The sequence below is a fragment of the Mycobacterium sp. UM_WGJ genome (assembly GCF_000455125.1).
GTDB lineage: Bacteria > Actinomycetota > Actinomycetes > Mycobacteriales > Mycobacteriaceae > Mycobacterium.
In genome coordinates, this window is the sequence record NZ_AUWR01000007.1 from 1 (window position 1) to 24,176 (window position 24,176).

Sequence of the window (24,176 nt, forward strand, 5' to 3'; positions counted from 1 at the left end):
ACCGGCGGCCATCGTCGTGTTGCGCGGTGGCCGCGCTATCAGCTCGGGGGGATGACCCCGCCGCCCTTGCCGCCCTCGCCGGGCTGCCCGGGCGGGCCGGCGGTGCCGCCGCCGACAGCCGAACCGCCACCGCCGGCGGGGCCACCAGGCCCGGCGGCGCCGGGGCCACCCGGAGTGCCATCGGCGCCGTTGCCACCGTCTTGGCCCGCGGTGCCGTTGGGGTTGTTGGCCGCACCGCCTTTACCGCCGAGGTTGCCGCCGGCCGCGTTTCCGCCGCTGCCGCCGTTTCCGCCGCTGCCGCCGTTACCGCCGGCGCCACCGTTGGGGTTCGTCGCGCTGCCGTTACCGCCGCTCGCGCCGGCACCACCGGCGCCACCGTCGCCGCCCCTGCTGCCGTTACCGCCGGCGCCACCCTTGCCGCCGTCGCCGCCGTTGCCGGAGTTGCTGCCGCCGAGGCCGCCGTCGCCGCCCTTACCGCCGTAGCCACCGTCGGCGCCGTTGGACCCGTTGCCGCCGGTACCACCGGTGCCACCGGCACCTGCCGACTCGCCAGGCGCGCTACCGGCGTCGGCGCCGGTACCACCGCTGCCGCCGTTTCCGCCCTTGCCGCCGATTCCGGTGCCATTGCCGCCGGTGCCGCCAGTGCCGCCGTTGGGGTTGCCGGACTGATCGCCGTCGGTGCCGGCCGACCCGGTCCCCCCGGTCGTGCCGGGGCCGGTCGGGGCATTGGCGCCCTTACCGGCGTCGCCACCGTTACCGCCGTTTCCGTCGGCGCCGGCGTTGCCGCCCTTGCCGCCGTTGCCGCCGTACTGGCCAGTGCTGGTCGCATCGGCACCCTTGCCACCGTTGCCGCCGTTACCGCCGGTGCCGGTCGATCCGGCCTTGCCGTTCGCGGCTTGGCTCCCGTCACCGCCGGTGCCGCCCGTGCCGGCGGTTCCTGCTGTGCCACGGTCGCCGCCGTCACCACCGTTGCCGCCGTGGCCGCCGTGCGCGCCCGATCCGGTGGTGTTGGTGGCGATCCCGTCGCCGCCGTTGCCGCCGTTGCCGGCGTTACCGGCGTTACCGGCGTTGCCGCCCTTGCCGCCAGCACCGGCGCTGCCGCTGCCGCTGGCCCCGGTACCGGCCGCGCCACCGTTGCCGCCACTGGCGCCGTTGCCACCGTTGCCGCCGCTGCTGGCGTCGCCGCCGGCGGAGCCGTCCGGGTTCGCGGTGGTGCCATTGCCCCCGGTGGTGCCGTTGCTGCCGTGGCCGCCGTTGCCGCCGTTGCCACCAGCACCGCCGGTTCCACCGTTGCCCCCGACGCCGGAGTTGGTGCCGCCCAGACCGCCCGCACCGCCGTTACCGCCGGCGGTGCCGTTGCCGCCGTTGGTGCCGTCGACGCTCGAGTCCGTGGAGTTGGTGCCGTTGGCGCCGTTGAAGCCGTTGCCGCCCGCACCGCCGTTACCACCCCGGCCATCGGGACCGGCGTTACCGCCCTTGCCGCCGTCGCCGCCGGTCTGGTTCGCGTTGGTCGCCGTACCGCCCTTGCCGCCGGCGCCACCGTCGCCGCCGGTCGCATTGGCACCGGTGGAACCGTTGGCCGCCTGGGTGGCTCCGTCGCCGCTGGTTCCGCCCTGGCCGCCGGCCCCGGCCGTACCACGCACGCCGCCGTCGCCACCGTCGCCACCGTTGCCGGCCGCCGCACCGGCACCACCGCCTAGGCCGGCGCCACCGGCACCGCCGTTACCGGCGCTGCCGGCGTTTCCGCCCGCACCACCGACTCCGCCGTCGCCGGCGTTGCCATCCTTGCCGTCGGTGGCAGTGCCGCCGACACCGCCGTTGCCGCCACTACCACCCGTGCCGCCGATACCGCCGTTGCCGGCGTCGCCGCCGTCCGTACCGTTGCCGCCCGGCAGGGTGGCGTCGATACCAGCGGTGCCGTTGGCGCCGCTTCCGCCGATACCGCCGACGCCCCCGGCCCCGCCGACACCGCCGTTTCCGGCGTCACCGGAGGTGGTGCCCCCTGCGCCACCGGCGCCACCGTTACCACCCTGGCCGCCATCGCCGCCGAGGGTGCCGTTGCCGTTGCCGTCGGTCACACCCGCCAGGCCGTTGGCACCCGTACCGCCGGCGCCGCCGTCACCACCGATGCCGATGGCCCCGGCGTTACCGCCGCCACCACCGTTACCGCCGTTGCTTCCCGGTGCGGTCGCGTCGAATCCTCGACCGCCGTTACCGCCGTTGCCTCCTGCGGTGGCGTCCGCGCCGACTGCGCCGTCAGTTCCGGCGGTACCGCCGCTGCCACCGGCGCCGGCTCCGGCGCCGGTGCCGCCCAGGCCGGCCTGTCCGCGGTTGCCGCCGTCGCCGCCCTTACCGCCGTCGGGGTTGTCGGCGTCACCGGCGGCACCGGTTCCGCCGTTGCCGGCGTTCCCGGCGTTCCCACCGTCACCGGCGTTCCCACCGTCACCGTTGCTGCCACCGTCGCCGTTGGCCGCGGTGCCGGCATTGCCGCCCACGCCGCCATTGCCGCCCACGCCACCGTTGCCACCATCGCCGGCGTTACCGCCCGCGCCGTCGTCGACGCCGGCCACCCCGGTCGCTCCGTCCTGACCGGTACCGCCGCTGCCGCCCGTTGCGCCGTTGCCGCCGTCGCCTCCGTCGCCGGCGTTACCAGCAAGCGCACCGCCGTTGCCGCCGGCGCCACCGGCACCACCGTGGCCGCCGGCACCGCCGGCACCGCCGGCTGCGCCGGGCACGTCGCCGTCAGTACCGACTGCGCCCAGCGCACCGCTACCGCCGGCTGCACCGTTGCCGCCATTGCCGATCAGACCACCGTGGCCGCCGGCACCGCCGGCCCCGCCGTCGGCACCCGGAACGGCGTTCGGGTCAGCGGAGGCGTCATAGCCCGCGCCGCCGTTGCCGCCGTTGCCGTGAATGCCAGTCACTCCGGTCCCGGCCACGCCGTCGAGACCGTTGACACCGCTGGCCGGGTTGCCGCCGGTGCCGTGCACGCCGGCGACTCCGGCGACGCCCGCCGTACCGGGGTCACCACCGTTGCCGCCCTTGCCGCCGTTGGGGTTTTCGGCGTTGCCGGCCGCGCCGTTGCCACCGTTGCCGGGGGTGTTGGCGTTGCCGCCGTTACCGGCGTCGCCGCCGTTGCCGTTGAGCCCGACCACGCCGTTGTAGACGACTCCCGCGTTGCCACCGTTACCGCCGGCGCCACCGTCACCGCCACTGCCGCCGCGACCACCATCCTGGCCGTCCTGGCCCGGAAGGATCCCGTCCGCGCCGTTGGCACCGGCTCCGCCGTCGCCGCCATCCGCGCCGTTGCCACCGTTGCCGCCATTGCCGGAGTTCCCGGCATCGCGTCCACCGGCGCCACCGTGTCCACCGTTGCCGCCGTGACCGCCGACCTTGCCGTCCACACCGGCGTCGCCGGGGTTGGCGCCGTCGGCACCGGCGGCGCTGTCGCCGCCATGACCGCCGTTACCGCCGTTACCGCCGTCGCCGATCCGGCCTGCGGCGCCACCGTTTCCGGCAGCACCACCGTTCTGACCCTGGCCGTCGGCGAGCACGCCGCCGTTGCCGCCGTTACCACCGTGACCGCCGTTGCCACCACTGATGGCCACCGCACCGTCCGCGCCGGAGGCGGCGCGGGTGCCGTCGCTGTTCAGACCACCGAGGCCCGCGATGCCGACGATGCCACGGTCACCGCCGGCGCCACCGTTACCGCCGTCGCCGGCGGACAGGCCCGTTCCGTCGTTACCGCCGTTGCCGCCGTTGCCGCCGTTGCCGCCATTGCCGGCATTGCCGGCGTCACCGGCGCTGCCGCCGGCCCCGGCCACACCGGACGCACCAGCCGGGTGGATGCCGAGGAATCCGCCCGCGCCGCCCTTGCCCGCGTTTCCACCGGCGCCTCCGTTGCCGCCGTTGCCACCGTTACCGGCGTCCATGCCGTCTTGTCCGGGCAGGCCGCTGCTGACGCCGGCGCCACCGGCGTTGGTGCCATGCAGGCCGTTCTGACCATCACCGCCGGCGCCGCCGTCGCCGCCGACACCACCATTGCCGCCGTTGCCCGCGGCACCGAACAGCAAGCCCGCGCGGCCGCCGGCACCACCGTTGCCGCCGATGCCGCCGAAGCCGCCGTGATCACCGCTCGCGCCGAACGTGGCTCCGTCGGCACCGTCGCCCCCGAAACCTCCGGCGCCACCGGCACCACCGGCCCCGCCGTTGCCGATGAAGATGGCCGCGCCGCCGGTTCCACCGAAACCACCTGCGCCACCGCCGATTCCACCGACACCGCCGGCACCGCCCAGGCCTCCGTTGCCCAGCAGCCAGCCACCGGCACCGCCGTCACCACCGTTACCGGCGTCGCCACCGGCAATACCAGCGAGTCCGGCGCCACCGGCGCCGCCGTTGCCGATCAGTCCGGCCGCTCCGCCGATCCCACCGTCGGCATTGATGGCGTCACCGGCCACCCCGGCGCCGCCGTCGCCGAACAGGAAGCCACCGTCGCCGAGGTTGCCGAAGAGTCCCGAGCTGCCCAGCAGCGAGTCGTTGACACCGTCGAAGCCGTCGATGCCGTTACCGATCAGCCCCCGGCCGAACAGGTCGACGAAGGGCTGGTTGACGAGGTTGAGCAGCGGTTCGGCGTAGCCCATCAGGTCTTGGCTGATGGCGTACAGCGGTAGGTAGACGTAGTTCTGGAAGCCCGTGTAGAGCACATGGTCCATCTCCGCCAGCCAGGGGCCCAACGGCTGTGTCGGGTCGAAGGCGAAAATGCTGGAGTCGAACGCGGCACCCGCGTCCAGGCCGTCCAGGACGTCGGCCGACGACCCGGTGAGCCACAGGTCCGAGCCCGCGGACCACGAGTCGAACATCTCCAGGATGGGCTGCGAGAACAGGTCGTCGAAGTCTGCGCTGGCGGACGGAGCGGTTGCGACCGGGCTCACCCCGAAGGCCAGGAATGCGCCGACTGCGCTTCCGGCGCCGGCCACCCGCCCAGCGAAGCCACGGGCACTTTGCCGACGGTCACGACTCTGTTTCATGCCGAATCTCCCAATTTCTGAATTCATTGCCTAATTAATCGCCGGTTCAGCATGAAATCCGCGAACCGTTACGAATCACTCGCGCTGCAAGCTAGCCGAATTTGACGTCGCCGACGAATTGAAAATTAGGTAGTCCCAGAGCCTCGCGCTGCGATAAACCATGATTGACCTGAGAATTAGCCGAAATTGAGAGGTGCGCCATATGGGCGACATCACGATTTACAGACGGCTGTGACCACCGCCACGAATTAGGTAATATTGCTTACGGGTCAGCCCCCATATTGAAATAGCAACGGCCCTGAAAAAGGACTAACGGCCCTATCGCACGATCGCAGGCCTCGGCAGGACAACCGTCTGGACCAGTTGCGGATGGGAAATCGCCATTCGGCGATAGCCGGGTGACCGGCAGCGGTATAACCACCCCATGGTGCTCAAGGTCAAGGTTCCCCAGGATCTGATCGACGGCGACGTCGAGGTGGGCTACGGCAAGGTCGCCGATGCATTCCGGACCAACTTCGCAGCAGGCCGTGAGGTGGGCGCCGCGGTCGCGGTGTACCGCGACGGCGTCAAGGTCGTTGACCTGTGGGGCGGCTACCGCGACGGGGTTACCCGCCAACCATGGCAGCAGAACACCATGGTCAACGTCTTCTCCACCACCAAGGGCGTGGCGGCCCTGACCGTGGCACTGGCGGTCTCGCGGGGACTCTTCGGCTACGACGACAAGGTGGTAACCCATTGGCCCGAGTTCGCCCAGGCCGGCAAGGGTGACGTCACGATCCGCCAGCTGCTGGGCCATCAGGCCGGACTGAGCTCGCTGAAGCCCGCCCCCACGCTGGCCGACGTCGCCGCCCCGGCACGACTGGCGCCCATGCTGGCCGCCCAGAAACCCCTGTGGGCGCCCGGCACCCGGCACGGCTATCACGCGATCACGTTGGGCTGGTATGAATCTGAGCTGATCCGTCGCACCGACCCGGCGGGTCGCACCCTGGGCCGGTTCTTCGCCGACGAGATCGCCCGGCCGCTCGGGCTGAACCTGCATATCGGCCTGCCGACTTCGGTAACCCGCGATCAAGTGGCGGTGCTGCACCAGTGGAAGCGCGCCGAGTCCCTACTGCACCTCAATGTGATGCCGGCGGCCCTGGTGGCCGCGTCGTTCAATCCGTTCGGGCTGCTGGGACGAGCCAGCTCCATGCCACGCGACGTCAAACCCTGGGACGGCGACTACAACCGCGACGAGGTGCGCGCCGTGGAGATCCCGTCCGCTAACGGGATCGGTTCCGCTTCGGCGATCGCGCGGCTCTACGGCGCAGCGGCCACCGCGGATCCAGCACTACCGCTGAGTCCCGGTGTGCACGACGAACTCACCGCGAAGCCGGCACCACCGGCTCGCGGGGAACGCGACAAAGTGTTGGGCGTCGAGGTGGTGTTCTCGCTGGGCCTGTCCAAGCCGGCGTTTGGTTCCGCCTTTGGGTCGTCGGACAGGGCTTATGGCACACCGGGTTTCGGTGGCTCTTTCGGATTCGCCGATCCCAACACCGGTATCGGCTACTCGTATGTGATGAATCGCCTGGGATTTCACCTCTACAGCGATCCGCGCGAACTCGCGTTGCGCCAGGCATTGTTCCGCGACGTGTTGAGCTGCCGGCTGCAGTCCTAACGACGACGGCGTGCAGACCGAACTACATGTATTGGGGGCAGTAGTGCGCCGTCGAGATCGCGGCGAACTGTCCAGCCGTCTGGATGGTGAAGCCCGGGTTGGTGGCCTGCACCGCGACAACGGTGTCCATCGGGGACAGTCCGGCGTCCATCAGCTGGCACACCGCACGGCCGGCCGACACGGTTGCCTGGTCGCCGGCGCGGTGGCTCAGCCCGGCACCGGAGAGGGTGGCCAGAAACTGCCCATCGACGCCCGACGGCGCGGCGTTGGCGGGGGCGGCCAAGACGACCATCGCGCTCAAGCCTGCCAGCATCAGTAACCGTTTCATGGCTCTAAGCATGGGCGGCGTCGGTTAAAGACGTGTTTCCGAGCTTTTACTGCGGCGAAGAGAATTGTTGCTTCTGCGTTACGCCTTTCACCAGCGCGACTCCCCCAGCCACAGCACCTGCGCGCCGTTGACCGAGCGTTCGACCTGGTCGACCATCCCGGTCAGCGACCGCACCAGCAGACCGGCGACGGCATCGGACAGCGCTGCCGCCGGCTGCGACGATTGGCGCGGCCGGACGAACTCCCACAACGACGAGCCGGGATAGGACACGGTGCGGACCTGCGCGTCCGCGTCGAGCCCGGCCAGCACCTTGGCGCGGCGTACCGCCGTGCGCAGCCCGCCCAGTTCGTCGACCAGCCCACGTTCGGCCGCGTCGGCACCGGTCCATACCCGTCCGCGTGCCACCGCGTCCACCGCATCGGTGGACAGGTTGCGCCCTTGCGCCACCCGAGCCACGAAATCGTTGTAGAACAGGTCGGCTTCGGTCTCGACCTGTCCTTGCTGCTCGGCGGTGAACGGGGCGTTAATCGACCAGGCATCGGCGTTGGCGCCGGTACGTACCGTGTCGGTTCCCACTCCAAGGCGGTCTTTGAGCTGACGGGCGACCAGCTTGCCGGTCACCACCCCGATGGATCCGGTGATGGTGCCGGGATTGGCCACGATGGCGTCGGTGCCCGCGGAGATGTAGTACCCGCCGGAGGCCGCGACCGCGCCCATCGAGGCCACTACCGGCTTGCCCGCCGCGCGGGCCTGCTGCACCGCGCGCCAGATGGTCTCGGACCCGGTGACCGAGCCGCCCGGGCTGTCCACCCGCAGCACGATCGCGGCGACCTCGTCACCGGCCGCGGCCTCACGCAGCGCCGCGGCGATCGTGTCGCCACCGACATTGCGGTTGCCCAGCGGCGACAACTGCGGCCCGCCCGAGCCACTGACGATCGCCCCGGAGACCGTCACTACCGCGATCGCCGGCTTGGGCTTACGCCCAGGCAGGGTGGGCCCCGAACCGCCGGCCGTGGCGTGGGCATAGCGCCCCAGATACAGCCGCGGTGGTGCGTCGTCGTCGGCACCGGTGGTGTCCTGCGCACCGGCCAATACCGCGATCCGGTTGTAGGCCTCGTCGCGGAATCCGATCCGGTCGATCAGGCCCGAGGCCACCGCGTCGTCACGCAGCAGCGGCGCCTTGTCGGCGAGGGCATCGACCGCGCCGGCGTCCAGTTTCCGGGATTCGGCGACGGCCGCGCGCACCTGGGCGTGCAGGCTCTCCACCAACGCGGTGTCGGCCTCGCGGTGCGCGTCGGTGTAGGAGTCCTGGGTGAACAGATTGGCCGCCGACTTGTACTCGCCGCGGGCGACGAACTGCGCCTCGATGCCGGCCTTACCCAGCGCGCTGCGCAGGAAGGTCGCATTGGTGGCGAAGCCGATCAGCCCGACCGTCCCCGACGGCTGCATCCAGACCTCGCCGAACGCCGAAGCCAGGTAGTACGACAGCGTGCCCGGGTAGGTTTCGGCCCACGCCAGCGATGGCTTCACGGCCGCGAACTCGGCGATCGCCGCCCGCAGCTCCTGCACCGGTCCGGCGGCCGCCGCCGACAGCTGCACGCGGGCGATCAATCCCGCGACGCGCGGGTCCTCGGCAGCCCGGTGGATGGCGGCCACCACATCACGCAGCACCGGTGGCCGGCCACCGGATCGGATCAGGGCCAGCGGGTCGAAGGCACCGGTCTCGTGGGGCAGCTCCTGCAGGTCGAGTTCGAGGATGACGCCATCGGGCACGCCGTGGTGCCGGGCGGTGTCGATGCGACGGGCGACGCCGCGCAGGTCGTCCAGGCCGGGGACGCCGGTCAGCAAGGAGAACATGATTTTGAGCCTACCGGCGCGGCCGGACAGATCCGGGTCACCCGGTGCGCGCAGGAACTCGCCGTCGAACGCAGAATCGCACCCCACCGGGCCGGTGGAGTGCGATTCTGTAGCTTCGTCGCGCCGCGGCGATCTACAGCTCGGTGGCGGTGCCCCCGGCTGCGGTGATCTTGTCTCGGGCACTGCCGCTGAACTTGTGCGCGGTGACGTCGGCCTTGACTGTCAACTTGCCGTCGCCGAGCACCTTGACCAGGGTATTCTTCCGGACTGCGCCCTTGGCGACCAGCTCGTCGAGACCGATGGTGCCACCCTCCGGGAACAACCGGTTGATGTCACCGACATTGACGACCTCGTACTCGGTGCGGAACCGGTTACGGAAGCCCTTCAGCTTGGGCAGCCGCATGTGGATCGGCATCTGCCCACCCTCGAACCGGACCGGCACGTTCTTCCGTGCCTTGGTGCCCTTGGTGCCGCGACCCGCGGTCTTGCCCTTGGAACCCTCACCGCGGCCGACGCGGGTCTTCTTGGTGTTCGACCCGGGCGCTGGGCGCAGGTCGTGCAACTTGATGGTCATTCTGCTTCCTCCACTTGCACGAGGTGGTGAACAACCCGGATCAGCCCACGAGTCTGCGGGTTGTCCTCACGCACCACCGACTGGCGGATCTTGCGCAAGCCCAGGGTGCGCAGGCTCTCGCGCTGCTTCCAGCGCGCACCGATGGTGCCGCGGACCTGGGTGATCTTCAGGTTAGCCATGATTACGCCGTGCCTTCCCGCGCCGCGGCGGCAGCCAGAGCTTCGCTCTCGCGACGTGCCTTGAGCATCGCGGCCGGCGCAACATCTTCGATGGGCAGGCCACGACGGGCCGCCACCTCTTCGGGACGCTGCAGCATCTTCAGCGCGGCAACGGTGGCGTGCACCACGTTGATCGCGTTGTCGCTGCCCAGCGACTTGGACAGGATGTCGTGCACGCCCGCGCATTCCAGCACGGCACGCACCGCGCCGCCGGCGATCACACCGGTACCCGGGCTGGCCGGGCGCAGGAACACCACGCCGGCGGCCGCTTCACCCTGGACGGGGTGGGTGATGGTTCCACCGATCAGCGGCACCCGGAAGAAGCCCTTGCGGGCTTCCTCCACACCCTTGGCGATCGCGGCAGGCACTTCCTTGGCCTTGCCGTAGCCGACGCCGACCAAGCCGTGGCCGTCGCCGACGATCACCAAAGCGGTGAAGCTGAACCGGCGGCCACCCTTGACCACCTTGGACACCCGGTTGATCGCGACGACGCGCTCCAGGTAGTTGCTCTTGTCGCCGTCCCGGTTGTCGCGGCCGCCACGGCCGCCATCGCGGCCACCACGTCCACCGCGGTTGTCACGGTTGTCGCGCCCGTCGCTGCGGGGGGCACTGCCCGTGTCGGGACCTGCCGAGGAGGCCCCTGTCGGCTGCTCCGCCATCATGCGGTCCTTCCAGTCATCTTCACGTCAGTCATCAGAAGTTCAATCCGCCCTCGCGCGCCGCGTCGGCCAGCGCCGCAATGCGCCCACCGTAGGTGTAGCCACCGCGGTCGAACACCACGTTCTCGACGCCGGCGGCCTTGGCACGCTCAGCGATCAGCTGGCCGACCCGCACACTGTGGGCCTTCTTGTCGCCGTCCACACCCCGCACGTCGGCCTCGATCGAGGACGCCGCGGCCACCGTGTGACCAGCAAGGTCGTCGACCAGCTGGACGTGGATGTGCCGCGAGGAGCGGTGCACGACCAAGCGCGGACGCTCGGCGGTGCCGGACACCTTCTTGCGCAGCCGCGCGTGCCGACGAATCCGGTGCGCACGCCGAACCTCGGAGATGTTCTGCCCGACGGGTTTGCGGTCCGGGGTGCCTGTTTGTGATTGCGCCATGACTACTTACCTGTCTTTCCGACCTTGCGGCGAACCTGCTCACCCTCGTAGCGCACGCCCTTGCCCTTGTAGGGGTCGGGACGACGCAGACGGCGGATGTTCGCCGAGATCTGGCCGACCTTCTGCTTGTCGATGCCCGAGACCGAGAACTTGGTGGGCGTCTCCACCGCGAAGGTGATGCCCTCCGGAGCCTTGATCAGCACCGGGTGGCTGTAGCCCAACGCGAACTCCAGGTCGCTGCCCTTGAGCGCGACGCGGTAGCCGACGCCGAAGATCTCCATCTTGCGGACGTAGCCCTCCGACACACCGGTGACCAGGTTGGCCAACAGGGTGCGGCTCAGGCCGTGCAACGACCGGTTGCGCCGGTCGTCGTCCGGCCGGGTCACCACGAGGGCGCCGTCATCGTTGCGAGCAACGTTGATGGGCTCCGCCACCGCGAGCTCCAGGGTGCCCTTGGGCCCCTTGACCGAAACGTTCTGACCATCGATGGTCACGTCGACCCCGGCAGGAACCGGGACCGGCTGCTTACCAATACGCGACATGTCTGCTACTCCCTCACCACACGTACGCGAGGACTTCGCCGCCCACGCCCTGCCTGGCCGCCTGACGGTCGGTGAGCAGACCCGAGGACGTGGAGATGATCGCCACGCCCAGGCCGCCGAGCACCCGTGGCAGGTTGGTCGACTTTGCGTAGACCCGCAGGCCCGGCTTGGACACCCGGCGCAGACCGGCGAGGCTGCGCTCCCGGTTCGGGCCGTACTTGAGGTTGACCACCAGCGCCTTGCCCACCCGGGCGTCTTCGACGTGGTAGTCGGTGATGTAACCCTCACGCTTGAGGATCTCGGCGATGTTCGCCTTGATCTTCGAGTGCGGCAGGGTCACCTCGTCGTGGTACGCCGAGTTGGCGTTACGCAGACGGGTCAGGAAGTCCGCGATCGGATCCGTCATAGTCATTTAGGCTGCTCCTCCACCCTCACCAGCTGCTCTTCTGCACACCGGGCAGCTCGCCGGCGTGCGCCATTTCGCGCAGGCAGATTCGGCACAGGCCGAACTTCCGGAGCACCGCGCGTGGGCGGCCGCACTTGTTGCAGCGGGTGTAGGCGCGCACCGCAAACTTGGGCTTGCGGGCCGCCTTGATAACCAACGCCTTCTTAGCCATGGTCAGTTCTCCTTGAACGGAAAGCCGAGCGCCCGCAGTAGCGCTCGTCCTTCGTCGTCGTTGGTCGCCGAAGTGACGACGGTGATGTTCATCCCCCGCGGACGGTCGATGGAGTCCACGTCGATCTCGTGGAACATCGACTGCTCGGCCAGCCCGAAGGTGTAGTTGCCGGAACCGTCGAACTGCTTGGCCGACAGTCCGCGGAAGTCGCGGATACGCGGCAGAGCGATCGAGGTGAGCCGGTCCAGGAACTCCCACATCCGGTCACCGCGCAGGGTGACCCGAGCACCGATCGGCATGCCCTCGCGCAGCTTGAACTGTGCGATGGACAGGCGGGCCTTACGGATCTCCGGCTTCTGGCCGGTGATCGCGGCCAGGTCGGTGACCGCGTTGTTGATCAGCTTGGCGTCCCGGGCGGCTTCGCCGACACCCATGTTCACCACGACCTTCACCACGCCCGGGATCTGCATCACGTTGGCGTAGTTGAACTGCTGCTGGAGCGAGTCACGAATCTCTTCGCGGTACTTCACCTTCAGCCGCGGCTGAATCTTCTCTGCAGTCGTCATCTCTAGATGTCCTTGCCGTTGCGCTTGGAGACGCGAACCTTCTTGCCGGACTCGGCGTCCACGCGGTAACCGATCCGGGTGGGCTGTCCGTCGGAGTCGACGACCATCACGTTGGAGACGTGGATCGGGGCCTCTTGGGTGACGATCCCGCCCGAGGAGGCGCCGGCCTGGTTGGCCGAGTTCGCGACGTGCTTCTTGATCCGGTTGACGCCCTGGACCAGCACGCGGTTGCGGGTGGGGAAAGCCTGCAGGACCTTGCCCTTGGCACCCTTGTCCTTGCCGGCGATGACCAGGACGGTGTCGCCCTTATGGACCTTCATCTACAACACCTCCGGTGCCAGCGAGACGATCTTCATGAACTTCTTCTCGCGCAGTTCGCGACCGACCGGCCCGAAGATGCGGGTTCCGCGCGGGTCGTTGTCGGCCTTGATGATCACGGCCGCGTTCTCGTCGAACTTGATGTAGCTGCCGTCGGCGCGGCGACGCTCCTTGACGGTGCGCACCACGACGGCCTTGACGACATCACCCCGTTTGACGTTGCCGCCCGGGATGGCGTCTTTGACGGTTGCGACGATGACATCACCGATGCCTGCGTATCGCCGCGACGAGCCGCCGAGCACCCGGATGCACAAGATCTCCTTGGCGCCGGTGTTGTCGGCGACCTTCAACCGCGATTCCTGCTGAATCACCAGATCTCCTAAATAATCGAGTCGACGCGCGGCACGCCAAGCGGCATGCCGGATTCTCCCCGGTCGTGCATGGTCTTCTTCATTGCCGAAGTGCACGCAGGGCCAACTTGCGCTGGCCGAGGTCTGCTGACGGCAACCCCTTGAGCTTAGGCGACGGATCTCTCAACACCAAATTGCTGGCCAAGCGGGACGCAGGGCGCCAGCGCCTCCTGGGGACGACGGCCGCCGTTCTGGTCCAGGCCAGCCCTCTGCTCCAGCATCCCAACGACCCCGGGGCAGGTGGCGGCTAGCGCAGATCGGCCGCGCACCGAAACCCGATATGGCTGGTGGCGGTGTCCTGCGACTGCGGGGACCGGGCCGCGGGCCGGTAGCGGTGGCAGTACTCCGGCGCGCACAGATGCGATCCGCCCTTGAGGGTCTGACTGATATCCGGGTGGGCGGGGCCGGCCGGCGCGCAGCAGGCCTTCGGCGGGGTGTCGAGCCGGTGGTGGGCCGAGAACTCGGTGGCCGTCCACTCCCAGACGTTGCCGATCATGTCGACCAGTCCCCAATCGTTGGGCGGAAACGTGCCCACCGGCGAGGTCCCGGCCCAGCCCAGGGCGCCGTCGTTGCGGTAGGGAAAGTCGCCCTGCCAGGTGTTGGCCATCAACGCACCGCTCGGCTTCTCCTGCTGCCCCCACGCATAAGTGCTCGTGCTCCCGGCCCGGGCGGCGTACTCCCACTCGGCTTCGGTCGGCAATCGCCGCCCCGCCCACCGGGCGTACGCCGCCGCGTCGGGATAGGCCACCTGGACCACCGGGTGGTCCGGCTTGTCCTCGACGGAGCTGTCCGGTCCGAACGGATGCCGCCAGCTGGCGCCGGGGATCCAGCGCCACCACTGCCGCCAGTCGCGCAGGTCGACCGGTCCGTCACTGCGGTGAAACACCAGTGCGCCCGGTTCGGTGTCGCCGTACCGTGCGGCATCGAGTTCCTGCTCGGCCAGCGTCACATAGCCGGTTGCGGCGACGAATGCGTCGTACTGCGTGTTGGTCACCGGATGACGTTCCAGCGCGAACGACTGCACCGCCACGGTGTGGATGGGCGCCTCTTCGGGGTAGAAACTCGTCGAGCCCATCCGGAACACCCCGGCCGGGATCTCGACGAGGTCCGTCAGCATCACATCAGTCTCGCGAAAATGCTGCCGCAACAGTCCTTTTCACATCCAGGTACGGCTCGCCGCTGACATCCACGGCGACGTCGGCGATGGTCCCGCCGGTGAAGGGGAACGGTGCACGGTACGCCGAAGACACCGCCTGGCCGGTGTTACGTCCGACGCTGACTCCACCACCGGCCAACGCGAACGCGCCCGGCTGGGCGACCATGTCGGGCAGGGTGGCGACCACCTCATCGTCGATGTACAACGAGGCCTCTCCGACCGGCGTGTGGCTGCCTTCGACCGTTCCGGTGCGCTCGAACCGGATTCCGAAAATGTGCTGACCCGACGGAATCGGACCGGGCGATGACAACCACTGTTCGCGCTCACCGAGGAAGTTGTAGACGTAGTGCAGTTTGCCGTCCTGGACGAACAGTGCGTGACCGCCGTGCCGGGCGCCCTGCTTGAACAGCAGTCCCTCCGCGGTAGCGGAATCGACCGTGACACGCGCCAATACCGAGAATGACCGGCCACGCAGCTCCACGCACGCCCCCAACGGCACCTCGGCGGTGTTCGGGTAGTAAGTGTAGCCGTTACGGTCGCCGGACAGATAGGGCCGCTGGCGGGTGGTCATCTCGAAGATGTTCAAGTCCGCCAACGGCAAACCGTTGTACTTCTCGGCCTCGGCGAACCACAGCGCCTGCAGCTCTTCGAGTTTCTCCGGATGCTCTGCGGCCAGGTCGTGGCACTGACTGCGATCCTCCGCGAGGTGGTAGAGCTCCCACCGGTCGTCATCGAAGTGGCTCCAGCCCGACGGGGTCGCCGCATGCACCGTGTTGGCGAACCAGCCACGGTGCCAGATTCCGCGGGTGCCCAACATCGTGTAGAACTGGGTGTGCTTGCCGGTGTCCGCACCCGGATCAAGCAGCGCCGCTTTGAAACTCACGCCTTCCAGCGGTTGCTGGGCGACGCCGCGCACGGTCTCCGGCGGCGTGATACCGAGCAGGTCATAGACCGTCGGGGTCACGTCGCACACATTGACGTAGGTGTCGCGCACCTCGCCGCGCGCGGCGATACCGTTGGGCCAGCTGACGATCGCCGGGTCGGCGATGCCACCCTCATGGGAGGCATAGCGCTTGTAGAGCTTGTAGGGCGTGTTGAACGCCATCGCCCAACCGACCGGGTAGTGGTTGTAGGTCTCCGGACTGCCCAGCTGGTCGAAGAGCTTCATCGCCTCTTCGACCGTGTCGATGTAGCCGTTGAAGAACTTGTTCTCGTTGGGCGAGCCGTTCGGACCGCCCTCACCGCTGGCGCCGTTGTCGGAGATCACCACGACGATGGTGTTGTCGAGTTGACCGGACTCCTCCAGGTAGTCCAGGATCCGCCCGATCTGGGCATCGGTGTAGGTCTGGAAACCCGCGAACACCTCGGCCATCCGGGCGAACAGCCGTTTCTCGGAGTCATCGAGGCTGTCCCACGGGCGGACCGTGTCCAGCAGCGGCCAGGGCTGGCCGTCGGCACTGGTGACGCCGGCGTAGGGGTTGACCTCGGACAGCTCGGTGTCCTGCGGTACCAGCCCCAGCTTCTTCTGGTTGGCCAGCACGACCTCTCGGTACGCTTCGTAGCCCATGTCGAAGCGTCCGGCGTAGCGGTCGGCCCACTCGGCGAACACATGGTGCGGGGCATGGCCGGCACCCGGGCAGACGTAGCCGAACCAGGGCTTGCCGGGTGCGATGGTCTGCGCATCGCGGATGAATTCGATTGTCTTGTCGGCGATGTCCTTGGACAGGTGGTAGCCGTCCTCGGGTGTGGCCGGCGGCGCGACCGGGTGGTTGTCATACACCAGGTCCGGGTACCACTGGTTGGTCTCGCCGCCCATGAAGCCGTAGAACCGCTCGAAGCCCCGCTGGGTGGGCCAGTGCCGGCGGGTGGCGGCCAGGTTGGACTCTTCCAGCGGGGTCAGGTGCCACTTGCCGACACAGAAGGTGTTCCAGCCCTGTTCGGCGAGAACCTCGCTGAGCAGGGCGGTTTCGAACGGAATGCGCCCGCTGCAGTTGGGAAAGCCGTCGGTGAACTCTTCGATGGTGGCCATGCCGACACTGGTGGCGTTACGCCCGGTCAGCAGCGAAGCCCTGGTCGGAGAGCACAGGGCGGTGGTGTGGAACTGCGACAGTCGAACGCCACGCTCGGCGATCCGACTCATGGTGGGCATCTCCACCAGGCCGCCGAAGCAGTCCCAGGTGGCGATGCCGGTGTCGTCCCAGACCAGATACAACACGTTGGGCGCGCCTTCGGGAGCCGTCGGCGCCGCGAACGGCCCCCAGTCCGGCTCCGAATCCCGGATATCGAGACTGACCTTGCCCGTGAATTCCACCATTGCTCACTCCGTCGTCGACCCCCGGAACGGATGAGACACTACCGGCCCGGTGACGGCGCGGCAGCGTTTGAAGGCCGGGGCCGCTCGCGCGTCCTCGATGTTCGGTTGTCCCGGCCCGGCGGTGATCGGGCGGGCTCCTCGGAAGCGGCGGATCTTGGATGTTTGGCTCGCGCCCGCAGCGGGTCGCCCGGTCACCGCATTTTCATGCAGTCTGGGGGGAACCATGAGACGGACACATCGATGAGGGCGCAGCATTCATTGGGGCTCAATCTGTCCTGGCTGCGGGTGACCACGGTGTTTCTGATCGACATCGCCATCTTGTGGGTTGCCGGTCATTGGCCGGTGCAGCTCGGGCCTGCCGAACGCGCCTGGTGGCCGGCGGTGGGCCTGGCGGCCGTGCTCACCACGGCAGCACTGATCACCCACCGCAGGGTGCCGCTGACGGCAATCGCGCTGGCTCGGCTATTCGATGGATCCGCCGACGCCGACGCCGGCTGAAGCAGAAAGAGCGCAAGGGGCCCAAGCGGTTCGCGGCCACGTTCTGGATGTCGCCGCGCGACATCTGCACACAGAATCTGGAGAAGCTGTGGCTGCCGGAGACCGACACGACCGCGGTCACGGTGCGCCTGACGCGACACCAGGGCCGCACCCGGATCGCGGTGCTGGTGCGCTATCACAGCGCGAGCAGATTGCGCAGGAACGCGTCGGCCGGATTGAACCGTCTCAATGGCCGCCAATTGACGGCGTTGAGTACCAGCCTGCCGACGCCGAAACAACGCACCCTGGCGGTGCCGGCGCGAGTGCTCAACGGCCAGGATTCGGTGCAGGTTCCGCTCGGTGCCACCGCGCCGCAACCGTTGGCGCGCGTCACAGTACCGGCGTGACCTGCCCCCAGGCACGACGAAGCCCCGCGACGCAGGTCGCGGGGCTCGGTCGTTACTACGGCGTCGTTACGACGGCGCCGAATTACTTGGCCTTTTCCAGGATCTCGACCAGGCGCCAGCGCTTCGACGCCGACAACGGACGGGTCTCCATCAGCGACACACGGTCGCCGATGCCGGCCGTGTTGTTCTCGTCGTGCGCCTTGACCTTCTTGGTGGTCCGGATGATCTTGCCGTACAGCGGGTGCTTCACGCGGTCCTCGAGCTCGACGACGATGGTCTTTTCCATCTTGTCGCTGACCACGTAGCCGATCTGGGTCTTGCGGCGGCCCCGCGGGGTCTCGGTGCGCGCAGTGTGCTTGGGACCCTTCTCCGCGGCGTTAGCCTTTGCAGCCTGTGCCATTACGATGCCTCGCCTTCAGAACCAGCGGGACCGGACGCCAGGCCCAGTTCCCGTTCGCGCAACACCGTGTAGATGCGCGCGATCTGGTGGCGCACCGTGCGGAGCCGACGGTTGTTGGTGAGCTGCCCGGTCGCCATCTGGAAACGCAGGTTGAACAGCTCCTCTTTGGACTCGCGCAGCTGCTCGACGAGTTCGTCGCCGTTCAGCTCGCGCAGTTCGCCAGCGGTAACTCCCACTGCCATCAGAACTGCTCCTCTCGGGTCACGATGCGCGCCTTGATCGGCAGCTTGTGGATCGCCCGGGTCAGTGCGGCGCGGGCAATGGCCTCATTCGGGTAGCTCAGCTCGAACAGCACCCGGCCCGGCTTGACGTTGGCTACCCACCATTCCGGCGAGCCCTTACCGGAACCCATGCGGGTCTCGGCGGGCTTCTTGGTCAGCGGACGGTCCGGGAAGATGTTGATCCACACCTTACCGCCACGCTTGATGTGCCGGTTGATGGCGATACGAGCCGACTCGATCTGCCGGTTGGTGACGTAGGCGTGCTCCAGTGCCTGGATGCCGTACTCACCGAACGTCACCGCGGTGCCGCCGCTGGCGATACCGCGCTGCTTGGGGTGGTGCTGCTTGCGGTGCTTGACCTTACGGGGAATCAACATGACTAGCTCTCCGTGCTCTGCGTTGCCTGCGGCTCCGCGGTCACTGCGCTTTCCTGGACCGTTTCTGCAGCAGCGGTGTTCTCGGTGCTCTCAGCGGCCCGCCCGGCGTCGGTGCTGGTCGCGGTGGTACCCGAGGCGCCGCTGCGGCGCGGGCGGGTGCCTGTCGGGCGCTCCCGGCGCGGACGGTCGGCCGACGGTGCGGCAGCGGCCAGCTCGCGCTTGCCACCGACGATGTCGCCCTTGTAGATCCAGACCTTGACGCCGATCCGGCCGAAGGTGGTCTTCGCCTCGTACAGCCCGTAGTCGATGTCGGCCCGCAGCGTGTGCAGCGGCACCCGGCCTTCGCGGTAGAACTCCGAGCGGCTCATCTCAGCTCCGCCCAGACGACCCGAGCACTGCACCCGGATGCCCTTCACGTTGGGCTGACGCATCGCCGACTGGATCGCCTTACGCATCGCGCGACGGAACGCCACGCGGTTGCTCAGCTGCTCGGCAACGCCCTGGGCCACCAGCTGCGCCGTCGACTCCGGGTTCTTGACCTCGAGGATGTTCAGCTGCACCTGCTTGCCGGTCAGCTTCTCCAGGTCGGCACGGATCCGGTCGGCCTCGGTGCCGCGGCGGCCGATGACGATGCCCGGGCGAGCTGTGTGGATGTCCACGCGGACCCGGTCACGGGTGCGCTCGATCTCGACGTCGGCGATGCCGGCGCGCTCGAGGCCACTCGACAGCAGCCGGCGGATCGCCACGTCTTCCTTGACATAGTCCGCGTACTGCTTGTCGGCGTACCACCGCGACTTCCAGTCGGTGGTGATCCCGAGCCGGAAGCCGTGCGGGTTGATCTTCTGGCCCATTACTCCGAGCCCTCCTTCGCGTCGGACGTCTCAGGCGCCTTCTTGGTTGCCGCCTTCTTGGCGGGCGCCTTCTTCGCCGCCGCTTTCTCAGTCGTCTTCTCGGCAGCCTTGGCTGCGGAAGCCTTCTTCGCCGGCGCCTTCTCGGTCGCCTTGGCCGCCTTGGTGGCCGGGGCCGTCGCAGCGGCGGCCTTGCTGCCCTGTGCACGGCGCGCCCGGGCAGCGCTGGCCGACTGCGCCGAACCGCCGCCGGAGGACGGCCGGCTCTCCACCACCACAGTGATGTGGCTGGTGCGCCGACGGATCCGGTACGCACGCCCCTGGGCGCGCGGCTTGATCCGCTTGGCGGTCGGGCCCTCGTCGGCGTAGACGGAGGCCACCACCAGGGTGGACGGGTCCAGGCCGTTGTTGTTCTGGGCGTTGGCCGCCGCGCTGGCGATGACCTTGGCCACCGGCAGGCTGGCCTGCTGCGGTGCCCAGCGCAGGATGTCCAACGCGTCGGACACCGACTTGCCGCGGACCAGGTTGATCACCCGGCGGGCTTTGCTGGCCGAGATACCCACATGGCGGGCCTTGGCGACAGCGGACGGAAATTCAGTCGTGGCACTCACCGGCGCTTAGCCTTCCGGTCGTCTTTGATGTGTCCCTTGAAGGTGCGCGTCGGAGCAAATTCGCCGAGCTTGTGCCCGACCATCGACTCGGTGACGAATACCGGGACATGCTTGCGGCCGTCGTGTACGGCGAACGTGTGCCCGATGAAGTCCGGGATGATCGTCGACCGACGTGACCAGGTCTTGATGACCTGCTTGGTGTTCTTCTCGTTCTGGACGTCGACCTTCTTGAGCACATGCTCGTCGACGAACGGACCCTTCTTGAGGCTGCGTGGCATCGCTTTCCCTCCGATTCCTAGCGCTTCTTGCCGGTGCGCCGGCGTCGGACGATGAGCTTGTCGCTGGGCTTGTTCGGCCGGCGGGTGCGACCCTCCGGCTTGCCCCACGGGCTGACCGGGTGCCGGCCGCCGGAGGTCTTGCCCTCACCACCACCGTGCGGGTGGTCCACCGGGTTCATGACGACGCCACGGACGGTGGGGCGCTTGCCCTTCCACCGCATACGTCCGGCCTTACCCCAGTTGATGTTGGCCTGCTCGGCGTTGCCCACCTCGCCGACAGTGGCGCGGCAGCGCACGTCGACGCGGCGGATTTCACCGGAGGGCATACGCAGCGAGGCGTAGGCGCCTTCCTTACCCAGCAGCTGAATGCTGGACCCAGCGGAGCGGGCCAGCTTGGCGCCGCCGCCCGGGCGCAGCTCCACGGCGTGCACCAGGGTGCCCGCGGGGATGTTGCGCAGCGGCAGGTTGTTGCCCGGCTTGATGTCGGCGTTGGCGCCCGACTCGACCACGTCGCCCTGCGACAGACCCTGCGGGGCGATGATGTAGCGCTTCTCGCCGTCCAGGTAGTGCAGCAGTGCGATGCGGGCGGTGCGGTTCGGGTCGTACTCGATGTGCGCGACCTTGGCGTTGACGCCGTCCTTGTCGTGGCGACGGAAATCGATCACGCGGTAGGCACGCTTGTGACCGCCACCCTTGTGCCGGGTGGTGATCCGGCCGTGGGCGTTACGCCCACCGTGGCCGTGCAGCGGCCGAACCAGCGACTTCTCCGGGTGAGAGCGGGTGAGCTCAGCGAAATCGGAGACGCTGGCACCGCGACGACCGGGGGTCGTCGGCTTGTACTTGCGGATTCCCATGTCAGTTAGATCTCTCTCTCACTCCGGTCAGGCCGGTGCGGCGAACAGGTCGATCGGCTTGCTGCCGGGCGCCAGAGTCACAATGGCGCGCTTGGTGTCCTTGCGCTTGCCGTAGCCGGTCCGGGACCGCTTGCGCTTGCCCGGCCGGTTCGCGGTGTTCACCGACGCAACCTTGACCGCGAAGATCTTCTCGATCGCGATCTTGATCTGCGTCTTGTTGGTGTCGGGGTGCACGACGAACGTGTACACGTTGTTCTCGATCAGCCCGTAGGACTTCTCGGAGATGACCGGCGCGAGGATGATGTCGCGGGGATCGGTGATGGTCGCCATCAGGCCGAAACCTCCTCGGTTTTGGCGGTGTGAGCCTCGATGTAGGAGTTCAGCGCCTCGACACTGAACACCACGTCGTCGGCCCGCAGCACATCGTGGGTGTTGAGCTGGTCCGGGGACAGGATGTGCACACCCGGCAGGTTGCGCACGCTCTTGGCGCCCGTCTCGTCGGCCCGGCCGATGACCACCAGCACCTGCTTGCGGTCGGTGATCGAACCCAGGAACGTCTTGGCGTCCTTGGTCGACGGGGTCTGTCCGCTCACCAGCTCGGTGACCGCGTGGATCCGGCCGTTGCGCGCCCGGTCCGACAACGCTCCACGCAGGGCGGCGGCGATCATCTTCTTGGGGGTGCGCTGGCTGTAGTCGCGCGGCTTGGGGCCGTGCACCACGCCACCACCGGTGAACTGCGGCGCCCGGGTCGAACCCTGGCGGGCCCGGCCGGTTCCCTTCTGCCGGTAAGGCTTACGGCCACCGCCGCTGACCTCACCGCGGGTCTTGGTCGAGTGCGTACCCTGACGGGCCGCGGCCAACTGAGCGATCACCACCTGGTGCATGAGCGCGATGTTGGCGGGAGCGTCGAACAGCTCGGCGGGCAGCTCAACCGAGCCACTCTTCTTGCCGTCCGGAGTCTTGACGTCAATCTTGATGCCGGCCATTACTTCTCACCCTTTTTGATCGCGCTGCGGACCAGAACCAGCCCACCGTTGCGGCCCGGAATGGCGCCCTTGATCAACAGCACACCGTTCTCGGCGTCAACCTTGTGCACCACCAGGTTCTGAGTGGTGACCCGGTCGCTGCCCATCCGGCCCGACATCCGGGTGCCCTTGAACACCCGGCCCGGGGTGGAGCAGCCACCGATCGAGCCCGGCCGGCGGTGCACGGCCTGAGCGCCGTGACCGGCGCCCTGACCGCGGAAGCCGTGCCGCTTCATGGTGCCGGCGTAACCCTTGCCCTTGGAGGTTCCGGTGACGTCGACGTAGGTGCCGTCGGCGAAGATCTCAGCGGTCAGCTCCTGGCCGACCTCGTAGGCGGCTGCAGCGGCCTCGTCGTCGAGTCGCAGCTCGGCGAGGTGACGGCGGGGGTTCACGCCCGCAGCGGCGTACTGACCGGTGACCGGCTTGTTCACCTTGCGGGGGCTGATCTCGCCGTAAGCGAGTTGGACGGCGCTGTAGCCGTCGCGCTCCGGGGTACGGATGCGGGTCACCACGTTGGGCCCGGCCTTGACGACCGTGACCGGCACGACCTTGTTGTTCTCGTCGAACACCTGCGTCATGCCCAGTTTGGTACCCAAAATACCTTTGCGTGCCATGGTTTTCGGTGCTCCTACTGAATGTTGACGTCGACGCTGGCCGGCAGATCGATGCGCATCAAGGCGTCAACGGTCTTCGGCGTGGGATCGAGGATGTCGATCAGCCGCTTGTGGGTGCGCATCTCGAAGTGTTCCCGCGAGTCCTTGTACTTGTGCGGGGACCGGATGACGCAATACACGTTCTTTTCGGTCGGCAGCGGCACCGGGCCGACTACGGACGCACCGGTACGAGTGACCGTCTCAACGATCTTGCGCGCCGAGGCGTCAATCGCCTCGTGGTCGTAGGCCTTGAGCCTGATGCGGATCTTTTGTCCCGCCACGCTTCTGCTACCTCACTCCTGCAAAGGGGGTTCGTTTTTCGAACCCTTCGTGCCCCAGCTCGTCTGTTTCGGACCCGTGGGTCCGGTGTCGACACTGCGCTGGGCGCTGCCGCCGCTGTTTACCTGTCCTGGTCCACCGGTCCCCGCGGTCGGGCGTGTCGCCCTCACACGGACCCGTGCACGGCGAAAAAGCTCCGTACCGCGAGAATGGGACCGGACGCGCCCGGGTGGGCGCTGGTCGTATGCCCAGCCAGGGACAACCCCGGCGCAGGCGAACCTGAATAGTATGCCCCAGATCGGGTCAGCGGCCAAATCCCCGCGGTTTGGCGACGCTCGACGAAGGAGAGCCGACTCTGGAACCGCGGCATCAACCCCGCGATCGAGCTCCCGAGCCTTCGGCCCGGCTGCCCCCGAGCCGCCCGCCCGCTGAACTTACTTGCCGGTAAGGTAGCTCGATGTGACCGGATCTACCAGTACTTATCAGGCCTGGCGACGGCTGGCGGGGATCCCCGGCGGCACTCGACTGTTCTCTGCCGCGGCGATGGCCCGGGTCCCCTACTTCGCGTCGGTGCTGCCGCACGTGGTGCGGATGGAGCCCGGGCTGGCAGAAGTGCTGGTGCCCAAGTGGCCCTTCGTCTACAACCACCTGCACACCGTGCACGCGATTGCGTCCTGCAACGCCGCCGAGGTCGCGATGGGGATGCTGATGGAGGCCACCGTCCCGCGCAGCCACCGCTGGATCCCCAAGGCGATGAACGTGGCCTACCTGGCCAAGGCGACCACGTCGTTGCGGGCGACCGCCCGGTTGGATCCGCCGGAATTCGGCTCGATCGTCGAAGGCACCGAGGTGGTGGTGCCGGTCAGCATCACCGACAAGTCCGGCGTCGAGGTGGTGCACGCCGACATCACCACCTGGGTCACGCCGGCCTGAACTGTGCTCTGCCCGCCGAGCCGGCCCGCCCAATGAAGCCGAGCCGGCCCGCCCAATGAAGAAGTGAG

Annotated in this window: 30 protein-coding genes; 4 read left to right on the forward strand and 26 right to left on the reverse strand. The window is 68.5% G+C overall.

Annotated elements, in window-relative coordinates; translation table 11 throughout:
• Positions 1-38 precede the first annotated feature (38 nt).
• Positions 39-5,027: a PE family protein gene (locus N416_RS23065; RefSeq protein WP_155943301.1), complete on the reverse strand. Its 4,989-nt coding sequence runs from the start codon at positions 5,025-5,027 to the stop codon at positions 39-41.
• Between the two features lie 424 nt (positions 5,028-5,451).
• On the opposite strand from N416_RS23065, the gene N416_RS0101615 reads away from it, so the two are divergent.
• Entirely contained in the window at positions 5,452-6,684 is a 1,233-nt protein-coding gene (locus N416_RS0101615) for an EstA family serine hydrolase (RefSeq protein WP_024440392.1), read from the forward strand.
• A gap of 22 nt (positions 6,685-6,706) precedes the next feature.
• Here the strand turns inward: N416_RS0101615 and N416_RS0101620 are convergent, their stop codons facing one another.
• The 14 genes from N416_RS0101620 to N416_RS0101685 all read right to left on the reverse strand — a co-directional run bounded on the left by N416_RS0101620 (position 6,707) and on the right by N416_RS0101685 (position 16,685).
• On the reverse strand, positions 6,707-7,012 hold the full coding sequence (locus N416_RS0101620; RefSeq protein ID WP_024440393.1) for a DUF732 domain-containing protein: 306 nt from the start codon (positions 7,010-7,012) through the stop codon (positions 6,707-6,709).
• A gap of 87 nt (positions 7,013-7,099) precedes the next feature.
• Positions 7,100-8,869, reverse strand: a complete 1,770-nt coding sequence (gene sppA / locus N416_RS0101625; RefSeq protein ID WP_024440394.1) for a signal peptide peptidase SppA — start codon at positions 8,867-8,869, stop codon at positions 7,100-7,102.
• Positions 8,870-9,002: 133 nt separating this feature from the next.
• Positions 9,003-9,443: a 50S ribosomal protein L15 gene (gene rplO / locus N416_RS0101630; protein ID WP_024440395.1), complete on the reverse strand. Its 441-nt coding sequence runs from the start codon at positions 9,441-9,443 to the stop codon at positions 9,003-9,005.
• A complete protein-coding gene (gene rpmD, locus N416_RS0101635; protein WP_019738973.1) occupies positions 9,440-9,622 on the reverse strand; it encodes a 50S ribosomal protein L30 in 183 nt (60 codons plus the stop codon). The genes rplO and rpmD overlap by 4 nt, the downstream gene beginning before the upstream one ends.
• 2 nt (positions 9,623-9,624) lie before the next feature.
• A complete protein-coding gene (rpsE, locus tag N416_RS0101640; RefSeq protein WP_105295603.1) occupies positions 9,625-10,320 on the reverse strand; it encodes a 30S ribosomal protein S5 in 696 nt (231 codons plus the stop codon).
• A 34-nt stretch (positions 10,321-10,354) separates the two neighbouring features.
• Positions 10,355-10,762: a 50S ribosomal protein L18 gene (gene rplR, locus N416_RS0101645; protein WP_024440397.1), complete on the reverse strand. Its 408-nt coding sequence runs from the start codon at positions 10,760-10,762 to the stop codon at positions 10,355-10,357.
• 2 nt (positions 10,763-10,764) lie between these two features.
• A complete protein-coding gene (gene rplF / locus N416_RS0101650) occupies positions 10,765-11,304 on the reverse strand; it encodes a 50S ribosomal protein L6 (protein ID WP_024440398.1) in 540 nt (179 codons plus the stop codon).
• A gap of 13 nt (positions 11,305-11,317) precedes the next feature.
• Positions 11,318-11,716, reverse strand: a complete 399-nt coding sequence (gene rpsH, locus N416_RS0101655; protein ID WP_013830245.1) for a 30S ribosomal protein S8 — start codon at positions 11,714-11,716, stop codon at positions 11,318-11,320.
• Positions 11,717-11,735: 19 nt separating this feature from the next.
• Complete coding sequence (locus tag N416_RS0101660) at positions 11,736-11,921, reverse strand: type Z 30S ribosomal protein S14 (protein WP_024440399.1); 186 nt, start codon at positions 11,919-11,921, stop codon at positions 11,736-11,738.
• Positions 11,922-11,923: 2 nt separating this feature from the next.
• The gene (gene rplE, locus N416_RS0101665) at positions 11,924-12,487 is read right to left on the reverse strand and encodes a 50S ribosomal protein L5 (RefSeq protein ID WP_024440400.1); all 564 of its coding nucleotides are present in this window, start codon (positions 12,485-12,487) and stop codon (positions 11,924-11,926) included.
• Positions 12,488-12,489: 2 nt separating this feature from the next.
• Complete coding sequence (gene rplX / locus N416_RS0101670) at positions 12,490-12,807, reverse strand: 50S ribosomal protein L24 (protein WP_024440401.1); 318 nt, start codon at positions 12,805-12,807, stop codon at positions 12,490-12,492.
• Positions 12,808-13,176, reverse strand: coding sequence for a 50S ribosomal protein L14 (gene rplN, locus N416_RS0101675; RefSeq protein ID WP_024440402.1), 369 nt, complete (start codon positions 13,174-13,176; stop codon positions 12,808-12,810). It abuts the gene before it with no gap.
• A gap of 286 nt (positions 13,177-13,462) precedes the next feature.
• Complete coding sequence (locus N416_RS0101680) at positions 13,463-14,332, reverse strand: formylglycine-generating enzyme family protein (RefSeq protein ID WP_024440403.1); 870 nt, start codon at positions 14,330-14,332, stop codon at positions 13,463-13,465.
• A gap of 4 nt (positions 14,333-14,336) precedes the next feature.
• Positions 14,337-16,685 (reverse strand): arylsulfatase, encoded by a 2,349-nt coding sequence (locus N416_RS0101685; RefSeq protein WP_024440404.1) that lies wholly within the window; start codon positions 16,683-16,685, stop codon positions 14,337-14,339.
• A 240-nt stretch (positions 16,686-16,925) separates the two neighbouring features.
• Between N416_RS0101685 and N416_RS23675 the strand changes: the two genes are divergently transcribed.
• The gene (locus N416_RS23675) at positions 16,926-17,183 is read left to right on the forward strand and encodes a hypothetical protein (protein WP_231383957.1); all 258 of its coding nucleotides are present in this window, start codon (positions 16,926-16,928) and stop codon (positions 17,181-17,183) included.
• Positions 17,184-17,230: 47 nt separating this feature from the next.
• Positions 17,231-17,569, forward strand: coding sequence for a hypothetical protein (locus N416_RS23680; RefSeq protein ID WP_024440406.1), 339 nt, complete (start codon positions 17,231-17,233; stop codon positions 17,567-17,569).
• A gap of 82 nt (positions 17,570-17,651) precedes the next feature.
• Here the strand turns inward: N416_RS23680 and rpsQ are convergent, their stop codons facing one another.
• Genes rpsQ through rpsJ form a run of 11 tightly spaced genes read right to left on the reverse strand, consistent with a single transcriptional unit; the run spans position 17,652 to position 23,177 of the window.
• Positions 17,652-17,969: a 30S ribosomal protein S17 gene (rpsQ, locus tag N416_RS0101700; protein WP_024440407.1), complete on the reverse strand. Its 318-nt coding sequence runs from the start codon at positions 17,967-17,969 to the stop codon at positions 17,652-17,654.
• Positions 17,969-18,211, reverse strand: coding sequence for a 50S ribosomal protein L29 (gene rpmC, locus N416_RS0101705; protein WP_024440408.1), 243 nt, complete (start codon positions 18,209-18,211; stop codon positions 17,969-17,971). The genes rpsQ and rpmC overlap by 1 nt, the downstream gene beginning before the upstream one ends.
• Positions 18,211-18,627, reverse strand: a complete 417-nt coding sequence (rplP, locus tag N416_RS0101710) for a 50S ribosomal protein L16 (RefSeq protein ID WP_024440409.1) — start codon at positions 18,625-18,627, stop codon at positions 18,211-18,213. The genes rpmC and rplP overlap by 1 nt, the downstream gene beginning before the upstream one ends.
• 2 nt (positions 18,628-18,629) lie before the next feature.
• Positions 18,630-19,478 (reverse strand): 30S ribosomal protein S3, encoded by an 849-nt coding sequence (rpsC, locus tag N416_RS0101715; protein ID WP_024440410.1) that lies wholly within the window; start codon positions 19,476-19,478, stop codon positions 18,630-18,632.
• Positions 19,478-20,086: a 50S ribosomal protein L22 gene (rplV, locus tag N416_RS0101720; RefSeq protein ID WP_024440411.1), complete on the reverse strand. Its 609-nt coding sequence runs from the start codon at positions 20,084-20,086 to the stop codon at positions 19,478-19,480. Before rplV ends, rpsC begins: the two co-directional genes overlap by 1 nt.
• Positions 20,083-20,364: a 30S ribosomal protein S19 gene (gene rpsS / locus N416_RS0101725; RefSeq protein WP_024440412.1), complete on the reverse strand. Its 282-nt coding sequence runs from the start codon at positions 20,362-20,364 to the stop codon at positions 20,083-20,085. The genes rplV and rpsS overlap by 4 nt, the downstream gene beginning before the upstream one ends.
• Before the next feature lie 17 nt (positions 20,365-20,381).
• Positions 20,382-21,218, reverse strand: a complete 837-nt coding sequence (gene rplB, locus N416_RS0101730; RefSeq protein WP_024440413.1) for a 50S ribosomal protein L2 — start codon at positions 21,216-21,218, stop codon at positions 20,382-20,384.
• A 27-nt stretch (positions 21,219-21,245) separates the two neighbouring features.
• The gene (gene rplW / locus N416_RS0101735; protein ID WP_024440414.1) at positions 21,246-21,548 is read right to left on the reverse strand and encodes a 50S ribosomal protein L23; all 303 of its coding nucleotides are present in this window, start codon (positions 21,546-21,548) and stop codon (positions 21,246-21,248) included.
• Positions 21,548-22,204 carry a 50S ribosomal protein L4 gene (gene rplD / locus N416_RS0101740; RefSeq protein WP_024440415.1) on the reverse strand — a complete coding sequence of 219 codons (657 nt, stop codon included), beginning with the start codon at positions 22,202-22,204 and terminating at the stop codon, positions 21,548-21,550. The genes rplW and rplD overlap by 1 nt, the downstream gene beginning before the upstream one ends.
• The gene (gene rplC / locus N416_RS0101745; RefSeq protein ID WP_024440416.1) at positions 22,204-22,857 is read right to left on the reverse strand and encodes a 50S ribosomal protein L3; all 654 of its coding nucleotides are present in this window, start codon (positions 22,855-22,857) and stop codon (positions 22,204-22,206) included. The genes rplD and rplC overlap by 1 nt, the downstream gene beginning before the upstream one ends.
• A gap of 14 nt (positions 22,858-22,871) precedes the next feature.
• The gene (gene rpsJ, locus N416_RS0101750) at positions 22,872-23,177 is read right to left on the reverse strand and encodes a 30S ribosomal protein S10 (RefSeq protein ID WP_003883485.1); all 306 of its coding nucleotides are present in this window, start codon (positions 23,175-23,177) and stop codon (positions 22,872-22,874) included.
• Between the two features lie 457 nt (positions 23,178-23,634).
• On the opposite strand from rpsJ, the gene N416_RS0101755 reads away from it, so the two are divergent.
• Positions 23,635-24,108 (forward strand): hotdog fold domain-containing protein, encoded by a 474-nt coding sequence (locus N416_RS0101755; RefSeq protein WP_024440417.1) that lies wholly within the window; start codon positions 23,635-23,637, stop codon positions 24,106-24,108.
• The last annotated feature ends 68 nt before the right edge of the window (positions 24,109-24,176 follow it).

What these genes read in the sequence shown, in the direction of transcription:
- N416_RS23065 (WP_155943301.1), bottom strand. Translation starts at nt 5,027, where the DNA reads ATGAAACAGAGTCGTGACCGTCGGCAAAGTGCCCGTGGCTTCGCTGGG.
- N416_RS0101615 (WP_024440392.1), top strand. Translation starts at nt 5,452, where the DNA reads ATGGTGCTCAAGGTCAAGGTTCCCCAGGATCTGATCGACGGCGACGTC.
- N416_RS0101620 (WP_024440393.1), bottom strand. Translation starts at nt 7,012, where the DNA reads ATGAAACGGTTACTGATGCTGGCAGGCTTGAGCGCGATGGTCGTCTTG.
- sppA (WP_024440394.1), bottom strand. Translation starts at nt 8,869, where the DNA reads ATGTTCTCCTTGCTGACCGGCGTCCCCGGCCTGGACGACCTGCGCGGC.
- rplO (WP_024440395.1), bottom strand. Translation starts at nt 9,443, where the DNA reads ATGACCATCAAGTTGCACGACCTGCGCCCAGCGCCCGGGTCGAACACC.
- rpmD (WP_019738973.1), bottom strand. Translation starts at nt 9,622, where the DNA reads ATGGCTAACCTGAAGATCACCCAGGTCCGCGGCACCATCGGTGCGCGC.
- rpsE (WP_105295603.1), bottom strand. Translation starts at nt 10,320, where the DNA reads ATGGCGGAGCAGCCGACAGGGGCCTCCTCGGCAGGTCCCGACACGGGC.
- rplR (WP_024440397.1), bottom strand. Translation starts at nt 10,762, where the DNA reads ATGGCGCAATCACAAACAGGCACCCCGGACCGCAAACCCGTCGGGCAG.
- rplF (WP_024440398.1), bottom strand. Translation starts at nt 11,304, where the DNA reads ATGTCGCGTATTGGTAAGCAGCCGGTCCCGGTTCCTGCCGGGGTCGAC.
- rpsH (WP_013830245.1), bottom strand. Translation starts at nt 11,716, where the DNA reads ATGACTATGACGGATCCGATCGCGGACTTCCTGACCCGTCTGCGTAAC.
- N416_RS0101660 (WP_024440399.1), bottom strand. Translation starts at nt 11,921, where the DNA reads ATGGCTAAGAAGGCGTTGGTTATCAAGGCGGCCCGCAAGCCCAAGTTT.
- rplE (WP_024440400.1), bottom strand. Translation starts at nt 12,487, where the DNA reads ATGACGACTGCAGAGAAGATTCAGCCGCGGCTGAAGGTGAAGTACCGC.
- rplX (WP_024440401.1), bottom strand. Translation starts at nt 12,807, where the DNA reads ATGAAGGTCCATAAGGGCGACACCGTCCTGGTCATCGCCGGCAAGGAC.
- N416_RS0101680 (WP_024440403.1), bottom strand. Translation starts at nt 14,332, where the DNA reads ATGCTGACGGACCTCGTCGAGATCCCGGCCGGGGTGTTCCGGATGGGC.
- N416_RS0101685 (WP_024440404.1), bottom strand. Translation starts at nt 16,685, where the DNA reads ATGGTGGAATTCACGGGCAAGGTCAGTCTCGATATCCGGGATTCGGAG.
- N416_RS23675 (WP_231383957.1), top strand. Translation starts at nt 16,926, where the DNA reads ATGAGGGCGCAGCATTCATTGGGGCTCAATCTGTCCTGGCTGCGGGTG.
- N416_RS23680 (WP_024440406.1), top strand. Translation starts at nt 17,231, where the DNA reads ATGTCGCCGCGCGACATCTGCACACAGAATCTGGAGAAGCTGTGGCTG.
- rpsQ (WP_024440407.1), bottom strand. Translation starts at nt 17,969, where the DNA reads ATGGCACAGGCTGCAAAGGCTAACGCCGCGGAGAAGGGTCCCAAGCAC.
- rpmC (WP_024440408.1), bottom strand. Translation starts at nt 18,211, where the DNA reads ATGGCAGTGGGAGTTACCGCTGGCGAACTGCGCGAGCTGAACGGCGAC.
- rplP (WP_024440409.1), bottom strand. Translation starts at nt 18,627, where the DNA reads ATGTTGATTCCCCGTAAGGTCAAGCACCGCAAGCAGCACCACCCCAAG.
- rpsC (WP_024440410.1), bottom strand. Translation starts at nt 19,478, where the DNA reads ATGGGCCAGAAGATCAACCCGCACGGCTTCCGGCTCGGGATCACCACC.
- rpsS (WP_024440412.1), bottom strand. Translation starts at nt 20,364, where the DNA reads ATGCCACGCAGCCTCAAGAAGGGTCCGTTCGTCGACGAGCATGTGCTC.
- rplB (WP_024440413.1), bottom strand. Translation starts at nt 21,218, where the DNA reads ATGGGAATCCGCAAGTACAAGCCGACGACCCCCGGTCGTCGCGGTGCC.
- rplW (WP_024440414.1), bottom strand. Translation starts at nt 21,548, where the DNA reads ATGGCGACCATCACCGATCCCCGCGACATCATCCTCGCGCCGGTCATC.
- rplD (WP_024440415.1), bottom strand. Translation starts at nt 22,204, where the DNA reads ATGGCCGGCATCAAGATTGACGTCAAGACTCCGGACGGCAAGAAGAGT.
- rplC (WP_024440416.1), bottom strand. Translation starts at nt 22,857, where the DNA reads ATGGCACGCAAAGGTATTTTGGGTACCAAACTGGGCATGACGCAGGTG.